Genomic DNA, 19,273 nt, shown 5'->3' with positions numbered 1-19,273 from the left:
GCGGTAAATGTCTTTTGTCGCAATGCCATTAAAAAAAGGGCCGGATTTCTCCGGCCCTTTTTATAGCGTCTTAATTACTCGTCAGCGTCATCCGCTGCAGCATCGTCATCGCTTTCCGCTTCAGGTGCGATATCCTCGTCACCTTCAGCTGCACTTCCGTCGATGGAGTCGAGCTCTTCATCATCAACCGGTTCAGCAACGCGTTGCAGACCCACGACGTTTTCGTCTTCCGCAGTACGGATAAGGATAACGCCCTGGGTATTACGCCCTACCACGCTGATTTCCGACACGCGAGTACGTACCAGCGTACCTGCGTCGGTGATCATCATGATCTGGTCGGTATCTTCAACCTGCACAGCGCCAACAACGGAACCGTTGCGCTCGGTAACCTTGATGGAGATAACGCCCTGGGTCGCACGAGACTTGGTCGGATACTCTTCCGCCGCCGTACGTTTACCGTAACCGTTCTGAGTAACGGTCAGGATCGCACCTTCACCGCGCGGAACGATCAGCGATACCACGCTATCTTTTTCCGCCAGCTTGATACCGCGTACACCGGTCGCGGTACGACCCATTGCACGGACAGCATCTTCTTTAAAGCGCACCACTTTACCAGCCGCAGAGAACAACATGACTTCGTCACTGCCGGACGTCAGATCTACACCAATCAGTTCGTCGCCTTCGTTCAGGTTAACCGCAATAATACCGGCAGAACGCGGACGGCTGAACTCGGTCAGCGCCGTTTTCTTCACGGTACCGCTAGCGGTTGCCATGAAGACGTTCACGCCCTCTTCGTACTCACGTACTGGTAGAATTGCGGTAATACGTTCGTTAGCTTCCAGCGGCAGCAGGTTGACGATTGGACGTCCACGTGCGCCACGGCTTGCTTCCGGCAACTGATAGACCTTCATCCAGTACAAACGACCACGGCTGGAGAAGCAGAGGATCGTGTCATGGGTGTTGGCCACCAGCAGGCGGTCAATAAAGTCTTCTTCTTTAATGCGTGCTGCTGATTTACCTTTACCGCCACGTCGCTGTGCTTCGTAATCGGTTAACGGCTGATATTTCACGTAGCCCTGATGAGACAAGGTTACGACAACATCTTCCTGGCTAATCAGATCTTCGATGTTGATGTCAGCGCTGTTCGCGGTGATTTCAGTACGACGAGCGTCACCGAACTGTTCACGAATCAGCTCCATCTCTTCACGGATAACTTCCATCAGACGATCGGCGCTGCCCAGAATGTGCAGCAGTTCGGCGATCTGTTCCAGCAGCTCTTTGTATTCGTCGAGCAGTTTTTCGTGCTCAAGGCCGGTCAGTTTCTGCAAACGCAGATCCAGAATAGCCTGGGCCTGCTGTTCAGTCAGATAGTACTGACCGTCACGCACGCCAAATTCCGGCTCCAGCCATTCAGGACGCGCGGCGTCATCACCGGCACGTTCCAGCATGGCGGAAACGTTGCCCAGTTCCCACGAACGCGCAACCAGCGCAGCTTTCGCTTCAGCCGGGGTCGGCGCGCGGCGGATCAGTTCGATGATCGGATCGATGTTCGCCAGCGCAATCGCCAGCGCTTCAAGGATGTGCGCACGGTCGCGGGCTTTACGCAGTTCAAAGATAGTACGACGGGTTACGACTTCACGGCGGTGACGTACGAACGCGGCAATAATATCTTTCAGGTTCATGATCTTCGGCTGGCCATGGTGCAATGCAACCATGTTGATACCGAAGGAAACCTGCAGTTGGGTCTGGGAATAGAGGTTGTTCAGAACCACTTCCCCGACCGCATCACGTTTCACTTCAATCACGATGCGCATACCGTCTTTGTCAGACTCGTCACGCAGCGCGCTGATGCCTTCAACGCGTTTGTCTTTTACCAGCTCGGCGATTTTCTCAATCAGGCGCGCTTTGTTTACCTGATACGGAATTTCGTGAACGATGATGGTTTCACGACCCGTTTTGGCATCCGCTTCGACTTCCGCGCGTGCGCGAATGTACACTTTGCCACGACCGGTACGGTAGGCTTCTTCGATACCACGACGACCGTTGATGATCGCGGCAGTCGGGAAGTCCGGACCCGGAATATGTTCCATCAGCCCTTCAATGCTGATGTCTTCATCGTCAATATATGCCAGACAGCCGTTGATCACTTCGGTCAGGTTGTGCGGCGGAATGTTGGTCGCCATACCTACCGCGATACCGGACGAACCGTTCACCAGCAGGTTAGGAATTTTGGTCGGCATGACGTCAGGAATTTGTTCGGTGCCGTCATAGTTGTCGACGAAATCAACCGTTTCTTTTTCCAGGTCAGCCATCAGCTCATGGGCGATTTTCGACATACGGATTTCCGTATAACGCATCGCCGCTGCGGAGTCGCCATCGACAGAACCAAAGTTACCCTGACCATCTACCAGCATGTAGCGCAAGGAGAATGGCTGCGCCATACGAACAATGGTGTCGTAAACGGCGGTATCACCATGAGGGTGGTATTTACCGATTACGTCACCAACGACACGGGCAGATTTTTTATAGGCTTTATTCCAGTCGTTGCCCAATACGTTCATGGCGTAAAGTACGCGACGGTGAACCGGTTTCAGGCCATCTCGGACGTCCGGCAGCGCACGGCCAACAATGACCGACATCGCATAATCCAGATAGGAGCTCTTCAGCTCTTCCTCAATGTTGACCGGTGTAATTTCTCTCGCAAGGTCGCTCATCTAACCGCTATCCCTCTACTGTATCCCGGATTCAAAGGTCGCAAATTATAACACATCCGTGCAGATTCAGGTAAATGGATTCCCCCTGACAGAGGCTTTATTCATCCCGTCAGGCTGATATACTCATTTGCATCGCAAATTTAGGAGTAGAAGCCCCAATGAATGCCGAAAAACCTCCGGTAGCTCACAACGTTGACCATGAAGAAATTGCCAAGTTTGAAGCAGTCGCGTCACGCTGGTGGGATCTTGAGGGTGAATTTAAGCCGCTGCACCGCATTAACCCACTGCGTCTGGGCTATATTACTGAGCGCTCAGGCGGCCTGTTTGGTAAAAAGGTACTCGACGTCGGATGCGGCGGCGGTATTCTGGCGGAGAGTATGGCGCGCGAAGGTGCCACCGTCACCGGACTGGACATGGGTTTTGAACCGCTGCAGGTAGCAAAACTGCATGCACTGGAAAGCGGTATCCAGGTAGAGTACGTACAAGAAACCGTCGAAGAGCATGCGGAAAAGCATGCACATCAGTATGACGTTGTCACCTGCATGGAAATGCTGGAACACGTGCCAGACCCACAGTCAGTGGTCAGAGCTTGCGCCAGGCTGGTCAAACCGGGTGGCGAAGTATTTTTCTCCACGCTTAACCGCAACGGCAAATCCTGGCTGATGGCGGTGGTCGGAGCGGAATATATTCTGCGCATGGTGCCGAAAGGCACGCACGATGTGAAAAAGTTTATTAAGCCTGCTGAATTATTAGAGTGGGTAGACCAGACCGTGCTGAAAGAGCGTCATATGACCGGCCTGCATTACAACCCCATCACCAACACCTTCAAACTTGGCCCGGGCGTTGATGTGAACTATATGGTACATACCACCGCCAAGGTTGATTAACCGCTCCTGTAGGCCGGATAAAGCGTGCAACGCCGCCATCCGGCATGCTTACTTGAACCATGCCTGATGACGTTTCGCTTATCAGGCCTACAAATCCTGTGCCAGATCATAAGAACTTTCCTTGCCTTAGATGAAGAAATCAGCACTCGATCAAATTTTCTATTTTTTTTCTCAATTATTGACATCCCCGCCAGGCCTTATAAGACGCGCACTTAGCGATTATCACCCTTTTGCAACCTCAATTTAACCTCAAAATCAACTCTTGTGCTGAAAAGAATCCCTACTAGAATACTCACCATATAGCGTCTATTTTATCAAACAACCCCTACATATAGTATTTATCCACAGACTTAGTCACAACATGACTCTGTGGATAATATGGGGATATTTTTTCTTTCACGGACAGGTAAAAAACCACATGAATCAGAGTCTGCTGGTGACAAAGCGTGATGGTAGTACAGAGCGCATCAATCTCGACAAAATCCACCGAGTTCTGGATTGGGCGGCAGAAGGACTGAATAACGTATCGATTTCTCAGGTCGAGCTGCGCTCCCACATTCAGTTTTATGACGGAATCAAGACCTCCGACATCCATGAAACAATCATCAAAGCAGCCGCCGACCTGATCTCCCGCGAAGCGCCGGATTATCAGTATCTGGCTGCCCGTCTGGCGATTTTCCACCTGCGTAAAAAAGCGTACGGTGAGTTTGAACCGCCAAAGCTGTTCGACCATGTCGTGAAAATGGTTGAAATGGGCAAATACGACAATCATCTGCTGGAAGACTACACGGAAGAAGAGTTCAAGCAGATGGACTCGTTCATCGTACACGACCGTGATATGACCTTCTCCTACGCTGCGGTGAAGCAGTTGGAAGGTAAATATCTGGTGCAAAACCGTGTTACCGGTGAGATCTATGAAAGCGCACAGTTCCTCTACATTCTGGTAGCGGCTTGCCTGTTCTCTAACTATCCGCGTGAAACACGTCTGCAATATGTAAAACGTTTCTACGACGCCGTTTCTACGTTCAAAATCTCGCTGCCGACGCCAATTATGTCCGGCGTGCGTACCCCAACGCGTCAGTTCAGCTCCTGCGTACTAATCGAGTGCGGCGACAGCCTGGACTCCATCAACGCAACCTCCAGCGCAATTGTGAAATACGTTTCTCAGCGTGCCGGTATCGGCATTAACGCTGGTCGCATCCGTGCGCTGGGTAGCCCGATTCGCGGCGGTGAAGCGTTCCACACCGGCTGTATTCCGTTCTACAAGCATTTCCAGACTGCAGTGAAATCCTGCTCTCAGGGTGGCGTACGCGGTGGTGCAGCCACGCTGTTCTACCCAATGTGGCACCTGGAAGTTGAAAGCCTGCTGGTCCTGAAAAACAACCGTGGCGTAGAAGGCAACCGCGTACGTCACATGGACTACGGCGTGCAGATCAACAAACTGATGTACACCCGTCTGCTGAAAGGCGGCGACATCACCCTGTTCAGCCCGTCCGACGTCCCGGGTCTGTATGACGCGTTCTTCGCCGATCAGGATGAGTTCGAGCGTCTGTACACCCAATATGAAAACGACGACAGCATCCGCAAACAGCGCGTGAAAGCAGTTGAGCTGTTCTCACTGATGATGCAGGAACGTGCCTCGACCGGTCGTATCTACATTCAGAACGTTGACCACTGCAACACCCACAGCCCGTTTGATCCGGTTGTCGCGCCGGTACGCCAGTCCAACCTGTGCCTGGAAATCGCCCTGCCGACCAAACCGCTGACCGACGTTAACGATGAAAACGGCGAAATTGCGCTGTGTACGCTGTCCGCATTTAACCTGGGCGCTATCGAAAGCCTGGACGAACTGGAAGAGCTGGCCGTACTGGCGGTACGTGCGTTGGATGCGCTGCTCGATTACCAGGATTATCCGATTCCGGCCGCCAAACGCGGTGCGATGGGTCGTCGTACGCTGGGCATTGGCGTGATCAACTACGCTTACTGGCTGGCGAAAAACGGTAAACGCTACTCTGACGGCAGCGCCAATAACCTGACTCACAAAACCTTTGAAGCGATTCAGTATTACCTGCTGAAGGCTTCTAACGAGCTGGCAAAAGAGCAAGGCGCATGCCCGTGGTTTAACGAAACTACCTATGCGAAAGGCATTCTGCCGATTGATACCTATAAAAAAGACCTGGATGCTATCGTCAGCGAGTCCCTGCATTACGACTGGGAAAGCCTGCGCGAATCAATTAAAACTCACGGTCTGCGTAACTCCACGCTGTCAGCCCTGATGCCGTCCGAGACCTCTTCGCAGATCTCCAACGCCACCAACGGCATTGAACCGCCACGCGGTTACGTGAGCATCAAAGCATCGAAAGATGGAATTCTGCGTCAGGTCGTGCCGGACTACGAACACCTGCACGACGCATACGAACTGCTGTGGGAAATGCCAAACAACGACGGCTATCTGCAGCTGGTAGGCATCATGCAGAAATTTATCGATCAATCGATTTCCGCCAACACCAACTACGATCCGTCGCGCTTCCCGTCCGGAAAAGTACCGATGCAGCAGTTGCTGAAAGACCTGCTCACCGCCTACAAATTTGGTGTCAAAACGCTGTATTATCAGAACACCCGTGACGGTGCGGAAGACTCTCAGGACGATCTGGTACCGTCCATTCAGGACGATGGCTGCGAAAGCGGCGCATGTAAGATTTAATCTTTTGCCGGGTGGCGTAGCGCTTACCCGGCCTACAAATTAATTCGCGGTATTGTAGGCCGGATAAGCAAAGCGCATCCGGCAGTACATTCCAGACAGGATTCACATCAATGGCATACACCACTTTTTCACAGACGAAAAATGATCAGCTTCTGGAACCGATGTTCTTCGGCCAGCCGGTGAACGTCGCCCGCTACGATCAGCAAAAATATGACATCTTTGAAAAACTGATCGAAAAGCAGCTCTCTTTCTTCTGGCGTCCGGAAGAAGTCGATGTTTCTCGCGATCGTATCGACTTCCAGGCATTGCCGGAACATGAAAAACATATCTTCATCAGCAACCTGAAGTATCAGACGCTGCTGGACTCCATTCAGGGACGTAGTCCTAACGTCGCGCTGCTGCCGTTAATCTCGATCCCTGAACTGGAAACCTGGGTGGAAACGTGGGCGTTTTCTGAAACGATCCACTCCCGCTCTTATACCCACATCATCCGTAATATCGTTAACGATCCGGCGGTGGTGTTTGACGATATCGTCACCAACGAGCAAATCCAGAAACGCGCAGAAGGCATCTCCAGCTACTACGACGAATTGATCGAGATGACCAGCTACTGGCATTTGCTCGGTGAAGGTACGCATACCGTTAATGGTAAAACGGTTGTCGTAAACCTGCGTGAGCTGAAGAAGAAGCTGTATCTGTGCCTGATGAGCGTGAACGCGCTGGAAGCGATCCGCTTTTATGTCAGCTTCGCCTGCTCTTTCGCCTTCGCCGAACGTGAACTGATGGAAGGCAACGCGAAAATTATTCGTCTGATCGCCCGCGACGAAGCCCTGCACCTGACCGGTACTCAGCATATGCTGAACCTGCTGCGCAGCGGCGTGGACGATCCGGAGATGGCGGAAATTGCCGAGGAGTGCAAACAAGAATGCTACGACCTGTTCGTACAGGCCGCGCTGCAGGAAAAAGAGTGGGCAGATTATCTGTTCCGTGATGGCTCAATGATTGGCCTGAACAAAGACATTCTGTGCCAGTACGTTGAGTACATCACCAACATCCGTATGCAGGCTGTTGGGCTCGATCTGCCATTCCAGACACGTTCTAACCCGATCCCGTGGATCAACACCTGGCTGGTGTCCGATAACGTCCAGGTTGCGCCGCAGGAAGTGGAAGTCAGCTCTTATCTGGTCGGCCAGATCGATGCCGAAGTCGATACTGACGATCTGAGTAACTTCCAGCTCTGATGGGCCGCGTGACTCTGCGCATCTCTGGCACGCAGTTGCTGTGCCAGGATGAACACCCTTCCCTGCTTGCCGCGCTCGAGTCGCACGATGTTGAAGTCGAATATCAGTGTCGTGAAGGATACTGCGGCTCCTGCCGTACCCGCCTGGTGGCGGGACAGGTTGACTGGATTGCAGAACCGCTGGCCTTCATTCAGCCCGGTGAAATATTGCCGTGCTGTTGCCGGGCAAAAGGCGATATTGAAATAGAGTTATAGTGTTTAGTGAACTTCATGCGCGGAGACCAGTACCACGTCTCCGCGTTTTTTCATCTGCATGATATACAGCGCCCCGGCCAGTACCACCAGCAGCGCACCCACCAGATAAATCGCCCGATATCCCACCCCCTCGACCATCATCCCCATGATAAACGCGCCGATTGCCATTCCTGCATCCATCGCATTGAAAAACAGCGAATTGGCGATACCAATTTTATGGGGTTCCACCGAACTAATAATTTGTGTCTGAAATACGGGTGTGACCGAACCATAACCGATGCCAATTAATCCACCGGAAATAATCATCATAATGCTGCCGTTAGTATAGCCAAGCGCCACCAGTCCGACGGTGAAGGCCAGCAAACACGGATAGACCACGTATTTCGGCCCTTTTTTATCACAAATATTGCCGGTAAAGGTTCGACAGATCATCAGGCAAATGGCGTAGCACAGCAGGAAATTACTGGCGGCGGCCATCAGATCGAGCTCGCGCGCATACAGTGCAAGAAAAGCGGAAACGCCCGCGTAGGAAAATGTCATGAAAAACGTCACCATCGCGAAAGGCAGTGCGGCGCGATCAAACATTGCAGCAAATCCCAGCTTCGGTTTTGAGCCGTCAGCATGACGGATAACCGGCGGTACGGCGACAATCAATGACAGGATAATACCCAGTACGGCAACCGCGCTACACAGCCAGAATGCAGTGGTAAAAGCTTCCCAGCGTGCCATGTTCAACCCTACCCACGGCCCCACAACCATTGCCAGTCCCATGGCTAACGAGAAAAAACTGATGCCCTCCCCACGTCGGGAGGCCGGTATCAACCGCGCGGAAATCGTTCCTTTTACCGTGGTAATAACGCCAAACGTTACACCATGAAGCACCCGAATCAACAGCAGTGATTCAATTGAGTGGCAAACAGGATACAGCGCAGTGACCACCAAAAAGGCCAGAGAAGAGAGCACCAGAATTGTTTTATTCGAATATTTTCCTACCCATTGTCCCGCAAACGGGCGCACAACAATTGCGGCCCCCAAAAAGAAGGTGACTAATAATCCGGCCTTATCTGGAGTGGCATGCAGGCGATCCGAAATATAGATCGGTAACAGCGTGAGCAGGACATAAAAAACAAAAAATATAATAAAGCTGATTATCGTTATTGCCCAAAAATCTTTCGTCCACAGTTTTTCTTTCATATTCGACAACCTGTCCAGACGGCGCACGCAGGCAACGCTCAGCTCAACTGAACTACGGACAGGTGCGTCGAAGTGTGATTTTACGGTAGACCGCAAGTATAAACAGGTCCATTATATTAGAGAAATTAATCGTTTTAATATTGTTGATTAGAAGGAACTAATGACACTAACCCAGATCCACGCCCTGCTTGCCGTACTTGAGTACAGTGGTTTTACCGAAGCCAGCAAGCGGCTGTACATGACCCAATCCGCCGTTAGCCAGGCAATTTCAGCGCTAGAGGAAGAACTAGGGGTTGATATTCTTATCCGCGAACGCCGCAAAGACATTCAACTTAGTCCGGCCGGGAGTCGGATCGTTTCACACCTGCGGACGATCGTGTCTGAAACCAACGCGGTGAAAGAGATTGCCGAGCAAGAGCGACAAAACCCGGCCAGAACCCTGCGAATCGGCTGCTTTCCCAGCGCCTGTGCCTGTATTTTGCCCGGTATCATCCACCACTTCGAGCAGCATCACCCGCACATCAAAATTATCCCTTATGAAGAAAACAGCACGGCAATCGTTGATTCCCTGCGCAGTGGGGACATCGATGCGGGATTTGTGCATTTCCCGGTAAATGGCATGTACTGCGTACCGGTGTATCGCGACAAATTTACCGTTGTAGTTCCTGAAAGCCATCCGCTGGCGGCCAATAGCACAATTTCAGTGGAACAACTGGTTGGAGAACCGCTCATTATCAGCAAAGGTCGCTATGAATTAAGCATCATGGCGCTATTTAAAGAGAAGGGAATTGAACCGGTCATTAAATACGAGTTTAACCATCCGGATACCGCGATGAGCTTTATTCGTCAGGGGCTGGGTATAGCGTTATTACCGGAATTAACGCTGAAGGCGGTTGGTGGGAAAGTACGCTCAGTCGCGCTGGAACCGACGTTCTATCGACAGATATCCTTACTGGCAAAAGAGCCGCCGGTGGACGGCAGCCCTTTATTTCTCCTGCAGGCATGTATGGAAACGTTGACAGCAGACGGCCTTATCTAGCAGTTAAAACGTTTCATCCATTTAGGCCTGTGACCGGAGGTGCATCACAGGCCTTACGCCATCACTCTTTATTCAAGAATTTCACTGCTTTGTCGGGGAAGTCGGTGAACAGCCCGTCAACGCCCGCCTTGTTATAAAGAATGTCATACAGCTGGTTTACGTCAGTGGTGTAATCCGGCAGTCGATCGGCGCGAACGGTATAAGGATGCACCACCATCTTGTTCTGATGTGCGTCCTGCACCATGCCAGTTAACGAGATATTGCCCTTCTTCGACTTCTCATCAATCAGCATGTGGTAGTCCGGCCCAATGCCGTCCGCATACTGCGCAACCTGCTTCATGGCACCCGGCTTAAACATCCAGTCGTAGTTGTAATTAACCCAACTACCGTCCGGCTTTTTCTCCTGAGTTTCATTCCAGTCGGTGTACGCAATCAACTGTACCAGATTGAGATCCATCCCCATCTTCGGTTCCAGTTCATTCTTAATGCGCTTTAACTCTGCAACATCAAAACATTGCAGATAGACCTTGTCGTTCTTGTCGGTATACCCGTACTTTTTCAGCACTTCCAGCGTCTTAGCCGCAATATCCTTCCCTTCCTGGTGATGGAACCACGGCGCTTTCATTTCCGGGTAAATACCGATGTTTTTACCGGTGGAATGATTTAATCCCTGAACAAACTCAATCTCTTCTTCGAACGTGTGCACGCGGAAATCAGATTTACCCATCGGGAAGCGCCCTGGGTAGGTCTGGACCTTTTTGCCATTTTCGATATCGAAGCCTTCGGTAAATTTCAGCGATTTAATTTCATCCAGCGTAAAGTCGATAGCGTAGTAACGCCCGTCTTTACGCGCCCGATCCGGGAAACGCTCGGCAACATCGGTGACGCGGTCAAGATAATGATCATGCAGGACGACCAGATGGTCATCCTTGGTCATCACCAAATCCTGCTCCAGATAATCCGCACCCTGGGCATAGGCCATCGCTTTCGCTGGCAGCGTATGCTCCGGTAGATAACCGCTCGCACCACGGTGCGCAATCACGATTTTATCTGCGGCAACCGCCGCGCTACTGACCACCATACCTGTGAGCATCAGCGCCACGCTGAGACTTTTCAATGTAGTTTTCATCTATTAGCCCCCGTTACGTTTCAGTTGCATCTCTTCGTGATGGCGTTTTTCGCCAATCATGACGACCACCAGCAGGATAACCGCCAGCACGCTACCGCCAATCATCACCATAAAGCCGCCGTCCCAACCGAAGAAGTCAACGGTGTAGCCAACAATGGCGCTCGCAGCCACAGAACCGCCGAGATAACCGAACAGACCGGTAAAGCCAGCTGCCGTACCCGCCGCTTTTTTCGGTGCCAGTTCCAGCGCGTGCAGACCAATCAACATTACCGGGCCGTAGATCAAGAAGCCGATGATGATCATACAAGCCATATCCACGTTCGGGTTGCCTGCCGGGTTCATCCAGTAAACGATGGTCGCAATAGTTACCAGCGTCATAAAGAACACGCCGGTCGCACCACGGTTACCACGGAAGACTTTATCCGACATCCAGCCGCACAGCAGCGTGCCCGGAATACCCGCATACTCATACAGGAAGTAGGCCCAGGATGATTTATCGAGTGCGAAATGCTTCACTTCTTTCAGGTAGGTCGGTGACCAGTCCAGGATGCCGTAGCGCAGCAGATAAACAAACACGTTGGCGATAGCGATGTACCACAACAGTTTGTTTGGCAGTACATACTGCATGAAGATCTGCTTCGCAGTCAGCTCTTCTTCCGCTTTCTCGTTGTAATCGTCCGGATAGTCGTTCTTATACTCTTCGATAGGCGGCAGGCCGCAGGACTGCGGCGTATCACGCATCATCGCAAAGGCGAACAGCGCAACCACAATCGCACCGAAAGCAGGCATATACAGCGCCGCTTTCCAGTCATTGAACCAGGCCATACCGAGCAGGAACAGCAGAGGAGGCAGACCGCCGCCCACGTTGTGCGCACAGTTCCAGACGGAAACAATACCGCCACGTTCTTTCTGCGACCACCAGTGCACCATGGTACGACCACACGGCGGCCACCCCATCCCCTGGAACCATCCGCAGAGGAACAGCAGCACAAACATTATCGCAATGCTCGATGTCGCCCACGGCACAAAGCCCATAAACAACATCACTGCGGCAGCCAGAATCAAACCTGCTGGCAGGAAAACGCGCGGATTCGAGCGATCCGAAACGGACCCCATGATGAATTTCGAAAATCCGTAAGCGATGGAGATACCGGACAACGCAAAACCCAGATCGCCGCGAGAGAAACCCTGCTCAACCAGATATGGCATCGCCAGGGCGAAGTTCTTACGTACCAGATAGTACGCGGCATAACCAAAGAAAATCCCCAGGAAAATCTGCCAACGCAATCGACGATATGTCGGATCGATCTCCGTAGCAGGCAAACGCGCCTTATGTGGCGCTGGTTTAAAAATACTCAACATAGTGTAGCCTCCGTGGCCGTCTTTCATTCGAAGTAAACACTGCAGTTCGTCATTACTACCCTACCGCTTCCAGTGTGGCCGCGATGTTAAGGAAAGATACCTAACAAAAATGTGAAACGCAGCACATATTGTTACAGATTTATGACAAATGTTCATAAAGGCGCACGGAATCACGTTTCATTTTCGAATAATGAGCGATTATGCGCGAAATCAAACAATCCATGTTTTTTATGTGGCTAAATGATAAAAAACGAACTGTGAGGAAAAACAATGAAAACTCGCGACTCGCAAACAAGTGACGTGATTATCATTGGTGGAGGAGCAACAGGTGCAGGGATCGCACGTGACTGTGCGCTGCGCGGGTTGCGCGTCATCTTAGTGGAACGCCATGATATCGCCACAGGTGCGACCGGGCGCAACCACGGTCTGCTGCACAGCGGTGCACGCTACGCCGTCACCGACGCTGAATCTGCCCGTGAGTGCATCAGCGAAAACCAAATTCTGAAACGTATCGCCCGTCATTGCGTTGAGCCAACGGACGGTCTGTTTATTACTCTGCCGGAGGATGAGCTGTCCTTCCAGGCCACCTTTATTCGCGCATGTGAAGAGACAGGGATTCGCGCAGAAGCGATTGACCCTCAGCAGGCACGTATTATCGAACCTTCTGTGAATCCACAGCTGATTGGTGCAGTAAAAGTACCAGACGGCACGGTCGATCCTTTCCGCTTAACAGCAGCTAACATGCTGGATGCGCGTGAGAATGGCGCGGTTATCTTAACGGCGCATGAAGTGACGGGACTGATCCGCAAAGGCGCAACGGTTTGCGGCGTTAACGTGCGCAATCATCTGACAGGCGAAATGCAGTCCCTGCATGCACCGGTTGTCGTCAACGCCGCTGGGATCTGGGGTCAACGCATTGCGGAATATGCCGATCTGAGCATCCGTATGTTCCCGGCCAAAGGTTCGTTGCTGATTATGGATCATCGCATTAACCAGCATGTCATTAACCGCTGCCGTAAGCCTTCTGACGCCGATATTCTGGTGCCTGGCGATACCATTTCACTGATCGGTACCACCTCACAGCACATTGATTACGACGATATCGACAGCAACCGCGTCACCGCAGAAGAGGTCGATATTCTGCTGCGTGAAGGCGAGAAGCTGGCGCCGATTATGGCGAAAACGCGCATTTTACGCGCCTACTCCGGCGTACGCCCGCTGGTGGCCAGCGACGACGACCCAAGCGGTCGTAACGTCAGCCGTGGGATTGTACTGTTCGATCACGCTGAACGTGACGGACTGGAAGGGTTTATCACCATTACCGGCGGCAAACTGATGACCTACCGCCTGATGGCGGAATGGGCCACCGATGCCGTTTGCCGTAAGCTGGGCAATACCCAGCCTTGCACAACGGCAGACACCGCGCTGCCTGGCTCACAGGAATCTACCGAGCATACGCTTAAACGCGTGATCTCATTGCCCGCGCCACTACGCGGCTCGGCGGTCTACCGTCACGGCGATCGCACCCCTGCGTGGCTTAGCGAAGGCCGTCAGCACCGCAGCCTGGTCTGCGAATGCGAAGCAGTCACCGCAGGCGAAGTGCAATACGCCGTCGAGAATTTAACCGTCAACAGCCTGCTCGATTTGCGTCGCCGTACCCGTGTTGGAATGGGGACCTGCCAGGGCGAATTGTGTGCCTGCCGCGCCGCAGGTTTGCTGCAACGTTTTAATGTCACTACCGCAGCGCAGTCCATTACCCAGCTTTCCGATTTCCTCAACGAACGCTGGAAAGGCGTGCAGCCTATCGCCTGGGGAGATGCGCTGCGCGAAAGCGAATTCACGCGCTGGGTTTATCAAGGGTTGTGTGGTCTGGAAAAGGAGCACCAGGATGAAATTTGATACCGTCATTATCGGCGGCGGCCTCGCCGGACTGCTATGTGGCCTGCAACTGCAAAAAAGCGGACTGCGCTGCACGATTGTTACCCGCGGCCAAAGCGCCCTGCATTTTTCCTCCGGCTCACTGGATTTGCTCAGCAGCTTACCCGATGGTCAACCGGTGACGGATATAGAAGCGGGTTTGAATGCGCTGCGCACTCAGGCACCCGCACATCCGTATAGCACCATCGGAACGCAGAACGTTCTGGAACTGGCCCAGCAGGCGCAAAATTTGCTGGAAGAATGCGGAACACATTTGCAGGGCAAAGTGCATCAGGCGCATCAACGTGTTACCCCGCTGGGCACCCTGCGCTCAACCTGGTTAAGTTCCCCGGAAGTGCCGGTCTGGCCTCTGTCCGCACAGCGTATCTGCGTTGTAGGGATTAGCGGGTTACTGGATTTTCAGGCGCATCTCGCCGCGGCGTCATTACGCCAACGCAATCTCAGCGTCGAGACAGCAGAAATCGAGCTACCGGAGCTGGATGTCCTGCGTGATAACCCAACCGAGTTTCGCGCCGTTAATATTGCGCGCCTGCTGGATAACGAAGATAAATGGTCGCTGCTCTATGACGCATTGCTGCCAATGGCAAAAACCTGCGACATGATAATCATGCCGGCATGCTTTGGTCTGGCAGATGAGCGGCTCTGGCAGTGGCTTAACGAGCGCCTCCCCTGCTCTCTGACACTGTTACCGACCCTACCACCTTCGGTACTGGGCATGCGTTTGCACAACAAATTGCAGCGCCAGTTTGTGCGCCAGGGCGGTGTGTGGATGCCGGGTGATGAAGTGAAAAAAATCACCTGTCAGGATGGCGTGGTCAGCGAAATCTGGACCCGAAATCATGCCGATATCCCCTTGCGGCCACGTTTCGCCGTGCTCGCCAGCGGCAGTTTCTTCAGCAGCGGGCTGGTCGCCACGCGTGAGGCAATCTACGAACCAATCCTGGGACTGGATGTACAGCAAACAGCTACCCGCGCCGAGTGGTATCAGCGTGATGTTTTCGATCCACAACCGTGGCAACAGTTTGGCGTAACAACCGATACCGCGTTGCGTCCATCACTGGCGGGAAAAACGATAGAAAACATGTATGCCATTGGTTCCGTCCTCGGCGGATTCGACCCTATCGCCCAGGGTTGCGGAGGCGGCGTGTGCGCAGTTAGCGCCTTACATGCCGCGCATCATATTGCGAAACGTGCAGGAGGACAGCAATGAGCGACACACGTTTTGAAAGTTGTATCAAATGTACGGTGTGCACCACCTCCTGCCCGGTAAGCCGCGTCAATCCGAGCTACCCGGGTCCTAAGCAGGCCGGCCCGGACGGTGAACGTCTGCGCCTGAAAGATGGCGCGCTATATGACGACGCGCTGAAATACTGCATCAACTGTAAACGCTGCGAAGTGGCCTGTCCGTCAGACGTGAAAATCGGCGATATTATCCAGCGCGCGCGCGCCAAATACGACACGACGCGCCCATCGTTGCGTAACTTTGTCTTAAGCCATACCGATTTAATGGGTAGCGTATCCACCCCCTTCGCCCCAATAGTGAATACCGCCACCTCTTTAAAACCGGTGCGTCAACTGCTGGATTACGCGCTAAAAATCGATCATCGCCGTACGCTGCCGAAGTACTCCTTTGGCACCTTCCGCCGCTGGTATCGCAGCGTTGCCGCACAGCAGGCGCAGTATCAGGATCAGGTCGCCTTTTTCCACGGCTGTTTTGTGAATTACAACCATCCCCAGCTCGGCAAAGACCTGATCAAGGTGTTGAATGCGATGGGTACTGGCGTGCAACTGCTGAGTAAAGAGAAATGCTGCGGCGTGCCGCTGATTGCCAACGGTTTTACCGATAAAGCGCGTAAGCAGGCAGTAAGCAACGTGGCCTCACTCAGAGAGGCGATTGATGGCAAAGGCATTCCGGTGATCGCCACCTCATCAACCTGTACCTTTGCGCTACGTGATGAATATCCGGAAGTGCTGGATGTCGACAACTCAGGCCTGCGTGAACACATTGAACTGGCAACCCGCTGGCTATGGCGCAAGCTGGATGAAGGTAAAACGCTGCCGCTGAAAACGCTGCCGCTGAAGGTGGTCTATCACACGCCATGTCACATGGAGAAAATGGGCTGGACGCTCTATACGCTGGAGCTACTGCGACAAATTCCAGGGCTGGAGCTGACGGTGCTGGATTCTCAGTGTTGCGGGATTGCCGGGACTTACGGCTTTAAAAAGGAAAACTATCCGACGTCACAGTCTATTGGCGCACCGTTATTCCGCCAAATTGAAGAAAGCGGCGCTGATATCGTCGTCACCGACTGCGAAACCTGTAAATGGCAGATTGAGATGTCTACAAGCAAAAGCTGCGAACATCCTATCACCCTGCTTGCCAAAGCGTTGGGTTAACTCTGTTGCCCGGTAGCATTTGCTACCGGGCATTTTTGCGTAGTCCGTTCCGCTTAATTGAATATGTTGCAGTCGGACGTATTTATCTCTGATTCACCCACGCAAAGAACACATTTCCCGCATGCAGCGCATATTAAAAGTGGATACCGTCACGCCATCTTCTCTTTCTGGTGACGGACTACCATGGCTAAATCCACTACATCTATACCGCATGATGCCGTTTTTAAAAAGATAATGTCTTACCCTGAGATGGCTCGGGATTTTCTGGATATACACCTTCCCATCGCATTACGTGAGATATGTGATTTACAAACGCTGAAGCTGGAGTCCACCAGTTTTATCGAGCAGGATCTCCGCGCATACTACTCCGACGTAGTGTGGTCACTAAAAACCCGCGAAGGTCAGGGCTATATTTATTGTGTTATTGAACATCAGAGTACCGCGGTACCGCATATGGCATTTCGCCTGATGCGTTATGCCACCGCGGCGATGCAGCATCATCTTGATGCCGGGAATAAAACGCTGCCGCTGGTGATCCCCATGTTGTTTTATCACGGTCAACAAAGTCCCTATCCCTGGTCGCTCAACTGGCTGGATGAATTTGAAAATCCGCAACTGGCACGACAACTGTATTCAGAGGCTTTTCCGCTGGTCGACATTACCGTAATACCTGACGATGAAATCGCGCAGCATCGCGGGGTTGCGCTGCTTGAGTTGATGCAAAAACATATCCGCGATCGTGATTTAATGGGGTTAGTGGACCGCCTGGTCTCGCTATTAATTACAAGCACTGCTAATGACAGCCAGCTACAAACGCTATTTAATTACCTGATACGGTACGGCGACGTTTCTCGCGTCAGTGAGTTTATCCGCGAAGTTGCCGAACGATCCCCCCATCACAAGGAGAAGCTGATGACAATTGCAGAGAGGCTCAGGCAGGAAGGCCACCAAAATGGACTGCAAGAAGGGATACAGCAAGGGTTAGAACAAGGGGTGCAAAAAGGTACGCAAGAAGAAGCCTTACGTATCGCTCACATAATGCTGGAACAAGGTATTGATCGTGATTTAGTTCAGTTAATTACCGGGCTATTGCCTGGCGATACCACCGCATGAGCCAGATTGGGAAGGCATTTAGCCTTCCCAATCTGTGATTAAATCGTCAACGACTCAACCACTTCGATCCAGCCGTGTTCGCTAGCGATTTCCAGATTGTTAAGCCAGCGGCGCAGCATATTTAGCGCCATCATCGCGCACACTTCCTGACGAATCGCCAGGCTGTAGCGATTTGCATTCAGCCGTACGCGCAAGGCGTGTGTCCCATCAGCCGTGGCCAGCGCAAAGTTAATATGTTCGTTTTCGAAAGCCGATATCGCGAGTGCTAATCCAGCATAATGCTTGCTGCGTCGCTCGGTTATCCAATGCGCCGTTTGCGCCAGAGTTTCTTCCTGAGGCGGAACCACTTCACTCGCCAACAGTGGCGCATTCGAACGAGAAAGCTGCAATGCCACCAGACCACCGGTGAATTGTTCGCTCAGCGTCAGGCTGAATTGCCGTTCTTGCAACGTGCGGGCGATTTGCGCGGGTAAGCCTTCCGTACCTTCAAAAATCATATTCTGCCCGGCAACCCGCTTAACTTCTGGCCACAGCGCCAGCATCGCTTCCCGTTGGGAGTCCGGCCCGGTCAGCTTCAGCTCAATAATTGGCATTGAGGAGCGATAACCCATTGTTACTCCCGGAGGCAACGGGAGCGGATCCAGGCTCTGCGCCAGATCGCTTTCAGAACGGCCAAAGGTGGTTAATCGCAGGCATAACGGGGGCTGAGCCAAAGAGAAACGCTCACGCAAACGGGGCAGGATCTCATGCTCCACCATGACTTTGAATTCTGACGGTACACCCGGTGTAAAGAACATCAGGCAGCGGTTAAGCTTCAGGGCGAACCCGCACGCGGTACCCACCGGATTATTGATAAACTCAGCGCTGGCCGGAAGTTCAGCCTGTTTGCGGTTGCTCGGCGCCATCACGCGGCCACGATCGCGGAAATATCGCTCCATCTCGGCCAGCCATGCTTCATGCAGCACCAGCCCTTCGCCTTTTGCCGTTGCCGCTGCCAGCGCGCTCAAATCATCGCTGGTAGGTCCCAGACCGCCATTAACGATCAGTACATCGGCGTGCTCGCTACGCTCACGCAAAACGGCGACCAAATCGTTAAGATTGTCACCTACCGTGTTGCGGCGTGTTAGCGGTAAACCCTGATTAAAGAAAAAATCGGCCAGCCAGGCGGCATTGGTGTCGACGATTTGTCCGTGCAACACTTCATCCCCTGTGGATAGCATCTCCACGTTTAACATCGTGTTCTCCTGCTTTTATGATGAAAACACTATAACGCATGGAGGGGGGAAGGCGCGACTGAACGC

General features: G+C 52.6%; 14 protein-coding genes. 9 read left to right on the top strand and 5 right to left on the bottom strand.

Annotated features, from left to right (window positions below):
* Nucleotides 1-74: 74 nt before the first annotated feature.
* A complete protein-coding gene (gene gyrA, locus SK35_RS08020; protein WP_003834662.1) occupies nucleotides 75-2,714 on the bottom strand; it encodes a DNA topoisomerase (ATP-hydrolyzing) subunit A in 2,640 nt (879 codons plus the stop codon).
* Nucleotides 2,715-2,872: 158 nt separating this feature from the next.
* On the opposite strand from gyrA, the gene ubiG reads away from it, so the two are divergent.
* The 4 genes from ubiG to yfaE all read left to right on the top strand — a co-directional run bounded on the left by ubiG (nucleotide 2,873) and on the right by yfaE (nucleotide 7,800).
* On the top strand, nucleotides 2,873-3,601 hold the full coding sequence (gene ubiG, locus SK35_RS08015; RefSeq protein WP_008785314.1) for a bifunctional 2-polyprenyl-6-hydroxyphenol methylase/3-demethylubiquinol 3-O-methyltransferase UbiG: 729 nt from the start codon (nucleotides 2,873-2,875) through the stop codon (nucleotides 3,599-3,601).
* 418 nt (nucleotides 3,602-4,019) lie between these two features.
* A complete protein-coding gene (nrdA, locus tag SK35_RS08010) occupies nucleotides 4,020-6,305 on the top strand; it encodes a class 1a ribonucleoside-diphosphate reductase subunit alpha (RefSeq protein WP_048215880.1) in 2,286 nt (761 codons plus the stop codon).
* 110 nt (nucleotides 6,306-6,415) lie between these two features.
* Nucleotides 6,416-7,546 (top strand): class Ia ribonucleoside-diphosphate reductase subunit beta, encoded by a 1,131-nt coding sequence (gene nrdB, locus SK35_RS08005; RefSeq protein WP_003834668.1) that lies wholly within the window; start codon nucleotides 6,416-6,418, stop codon nucleotides 7,544-7,546.
* Entirely contained in the window at nucleotides 7,546-7,800 is a 255-nt protein-coding gene (gene yfaE / locus SK35_RS08000; RefSeq protein ID WP_003027609.1) for a ferredoxin-like diferric-tyrosyl radical cofactor maintenance protein YfaE, read from the top strand. Before nrdB ends, yfaE begins: the two co-directional genes overlap by 1 nt.
* Nucleotides 7,801-7,803: 3 nt before the next feature.
* Here the strand turns inward: yfaE and SK35_RS07995 are convergent, their stop codons facing one another.
* A complete protein-coding gene (locus SK35_RS07995; protein WP_032944048.1) occupies nucleotides 7,804-8,994 on the bottom strand; it encodes an MFS transporter in 1,191 nt (396 codons plus the stop codon).
* 160 nt (nucleotides 8,995-9,154) lie between these two features.
* Here SK35_RS07995 and SK35_RS07990 point away from each other — a divergent pair, with 160 nt between their 5' ends.
* Nucleotides 9,155-10,033 carry a LysR family transcriptional regulator gene (locus SK35_RS07990; RefSeq protein WP_048215879.1) on the top strand — a complete coding sequence of 293 codons (879 nt, stop codon included), beginning with the start codon at nucleotides 9,155-9,157 and terminating at the stop codon, nucleotides 10,031-10,033.
* Nucleotides 10,034-10,094: 61 nt separating this feature from the next.
* Here SK35_RS07990 and glpQ read toward each other — a convergent pair whose 3' ends face one another.
* Together glpQ and glpT are read right to left on the bottom strand one after the other, a co-directional pair.
* On the bottom strand, nucleotides 10,095-11,162 hold the full coding sequence (gene glpQ / locus SK35_RS07985; RefSeq protein WP_048215878.1) for a glycerophosphodiester phosphodiesterase: 1,068 nt from the start codon (nucleotides 11,160-11,162) through the stop codon (nucleotides 10,095-10,097).
* A 3-nt stretch (nucleotides 11,163-11,165) separates the two neighbouring features.
* Entirely contained in the window at nucleotides 11,166-12,524 is a 1,359-nt protein-coding gene (glpT, locus tag SK35_RS07980) for a glycerol-3-phosphate transporter (RefSeq protein ID WP_048215877.1), read from the bottom strand.
* A gap of 270 nt (nucleotides 12,525-12,794) precedes the next feature.
* Between glpT and glpA the strand changes: the two genes are divergently transcribed.
* The 4 genes from glpA to SK35_RS07960 all read left to right on the top strand — a co-directional run bounded on the left by glpA (nucleotide 12,795) and on the right by SK35_RS07960 (nucleotide 17,972).
* Nucleotides 12,795-14,423, top strand: coding sequence for an anaerobic glycerol-3-phosphate dehydrogenase subunit A (glpA, locus tag SK35_RS07975; protein WP_048215876.1), 1,629 nt, complete (start codon nucleotides 12,795-12,797; stop codon nucleotides 14,421-14,423).
* The gene (gene glpB, locus SK35_RS07970) at nucleotides 14,413-15,672 is read left to right on the top strand and encodes a glycerol-3-phosphate dehydrogenase subunit GlpB (protein ID WP_048215875.1); all 1,260 of its coding nucleotides are present in this window, start codon (nucleotides 14,413-14,415) and stop codon (nucleotides 15,670-15,672) included. The genes glpA and glpB overlap by 11 nt, the downstream gene beginning before the upstream one ends.
* Nucleotides 15,669-16,859, top strand: a complete 1,191-nt coding sequence (glpC, locus tag SK35_RS07965; protein ID WP_048215874.1) for an anaerobic glycerol-3-phosphate dehydrogenase subunit GlpC — start codon at nucleotides 15,669-15,671, stop codon at nucleotides 16,857-16,859. The genes glpB and glpC overlap by 4 nt, the downstream gene beginning before the upstream one ends.
* Nucleotides 16,860-17,042: 183 nt before the next feature.
* The gene (locus SK35_RS07960; protein ID WP_048215873.1) at nucleotides 17,043-17,972 is read left to right on the top strand and encodes an Rpn family recombination-promoting nuclease/putative transposase; all 930 of its coding nucleotides are present in this window, start codon (nucleotides 17,043-17,045) and stop codon (nucleotides 17,970-17,972) included.
* A 38-nt stretch (nucleotides 17,973-18,010) separates the two neighbouring features.
* Here the strand turns inward: SK35_RS07960 and SK35_RS07955 are convergent, their stop codons facing one another.
* Entirely contained in the window at nucleotides 18,011-19,207 is a 1,197-nt protein-coding gene (locus SK35_RS07955) for a nicotinamide mononucleotide deamidase-related protein YfaY (protein WP_048215872.1), read from the bottom strand.
* Between the last annotated feature and the right edge of the window lie 66 nt (nucleotides 19,208-19,273).

The sequence above is a fragment of the Citrobacter sp. MGH105 genome (assembly GCF_001037485.2).
GTDB lineage: Bacteria > Pseudomonadota > Gammaproteobacteria > Enterobacterales > Enterobacteriaceae > Citrobacter > Citrobacter portucalensis.
Note: the sequence above shows the minus strand (reverse complement) of the source record. Positions and strands in the feature narration are given on the sequence as shown.